Source organism: Blautia sp. BIOML-A1, assembly GCF_009883055.1.
Classification (GTDB): Bacteria; Bacillota; Clostridia; order Lachnospirales; family Lachnospiraceae; genus Blautia_A.
Map to the genome: position 1 here is coordinate 1 of NZ_WWVR01000081.1, position 1868 is coordinate 1868.

General features: G+C 37.9%; 1 protein-coding gene. It reads right to left on the reverse strand.

The window, feature by feature from the left end; all coding sequences use genetic code 11:
- Positions 1-225: 225 nt before the first annotated feature.
- Positions 226-1521 (reverse strand): ISL3 family transposase, encoded by a 1296-nt coding sequence (locus tag GT674_RS16695; RefSeq protein WP_161286676.1) that lies wholly within the window; start codon positions 1519-1521, stop codon positions 226-228.
- Positions 1522-1868: the final 347 nt, after the last annotated feature.

Below are 1868 nucleotides of genomic sequence, written 5' to 3' on the forward strand. Positions count from 1 at the left end.
AGAAGTGTTTAACTCCGAGAAATAAGAAGAAATTAACGAAAATTGCTTTTCAAATTTTTGTGAATTTCGGCTTATTTCCGAAGGAGTTGCTTCTGCTCCCACCGTTTATTCGTTTTTAGAGAATGAGACAAAAGTGTTTCGGCTCTTTGTCAAATGATGTTGGTAAAGAGAAATCTTAGAATAATTTGGACAGGACAGAAAGAAGGAAACCTCTTTCTGTTCTGTTTATTTGGTTAAAAATGTTTTGCCATGACGAATCATGATCCGTAGTTTGAAATTGTAAAAGCTGCGAAAGCCGTACGCATTGCGTTTTAATACTTTGATGTGGTTGTTTAAACATTCCAATGGTCCATTTGAATAGCTGTAGTGAAGCGCATTTTGGATCTGTGGCAGAAACTTTTTAAACGTTCGTAAAGTGGTTGTATAGGTTTCAGGAAGACCGCTGACTTCTCTGTTTAAACAGTCCTCAAATAATGACTGATCTCTTTTCTTTACCGCATAAAGAATGTCTTGGTATAACTGATAGCCTTGGCGTAGGTTGGGACAAGCAGATAACAGTCGATCGACAATCTCACTTTCAGTCAAATAATCTTTAAAACTGGCACGCCAAACCCTTTTTTCGTAGTTTAACTTTGCTTCTTCTTTTTGTAGGAGTTTCCAATAACGTTTCAATTTTTTCCCTAGTCCTCGTTGAGTGTGGGAAGTTCCTTTAAGCCGTGCCGTGGTTTCTTTCACTCGATGATTCAAGAAGGTTCTGCCAATATGTTGGACGATGTGGAAACGGTCGATGATCAACTGAGCATTCGGGAAAAGCTTTTTCACCAACGAAACATAAGGCGCATACATATCAATAACAATCAATTGAACGGCTTCACGAGTCGCTAATGAAAACCGAGAAAAATAGCGTTCTAAATAAGGCAAGCGTCGATTTTCGACAATATCCAATAATGCATGGCTTTGTCCGTCCATCATGATAAAACTCATTGCACTGGTCACATGTCGAACCGATTTGAATTCATCAAAGCATAAGACCTTTGGCAAAGTCTGTTTGAAAGGATTCAATGGGCGGTAAAATCTCTTCATGACACGATAGACCGAAGAAGTGGAGATATTTTTCTGACGGGCGATTTCCGTCATGGAAGTATTCTCTTTTAAGCGAGCAATAACAGACCAACGAACTTTTTGACTAATGAAACAGTATTTTTCAGCGACAGAGGTATCCGCTACGAATGTTCTTTGGCAAGACTTACATTTAAATCGTTGTTTCTTCAACTCCAGATAAGTGCGATACTCAGAGACATCATTCAGTAACAACCGAACGGTTGTCGTCCCCCAACGAATGATCCTAGAGGGGACGACACAAAGACAATGGGGACACTCTTCTGGCTTGTACAGAAGAGTTCCTTTGTAAATCAAGCAAATTTGTCCTTTGTATTTTTCTTTAGTTAAACAATTTTCCTCGAAATGGATATTTAGGTCTAGAATATTTAGGGTATCTTTGATAAGCTGAGTATGAGACATCTTGAATCCTCCTATGAATTTGTTAGCCAAATTAATTCTAAAGGATTTCAGGGTGTCTTTTCTATATTTTTTTATACAAAAAAGATGTTGGCGAAGTTCACCAACATCAAAAAGTATAGAGCCATTTTTTCTGATTTTTGTCCCACTCTCTACTCTTAGTATGTTTTGCTAAATTTCAGTTGTATCTTTCTCTACCAACACTAAATGTTGAAGAGCCTAAAAAGCTCGTACCCATTGTCGTACCCAAAAACACAAAAAAAGACACTCTCCATAATTTGGAAAGAGCCAGAAAAGTTAGGATCAAGGTAACTCGCCTCACCCATCATCCTTCTCATAACTAAAAAAAC

Bases quoted from the DNA above. Each gene is read 5' to 3' on its own strand.
- GT674_RS16695 (WP_161286676.1), bottom strand. From the start codon at position 1,521: ATGTCTCATACTCAGCTTATCAAAGATACCCTAAATATTCTAGACCTA.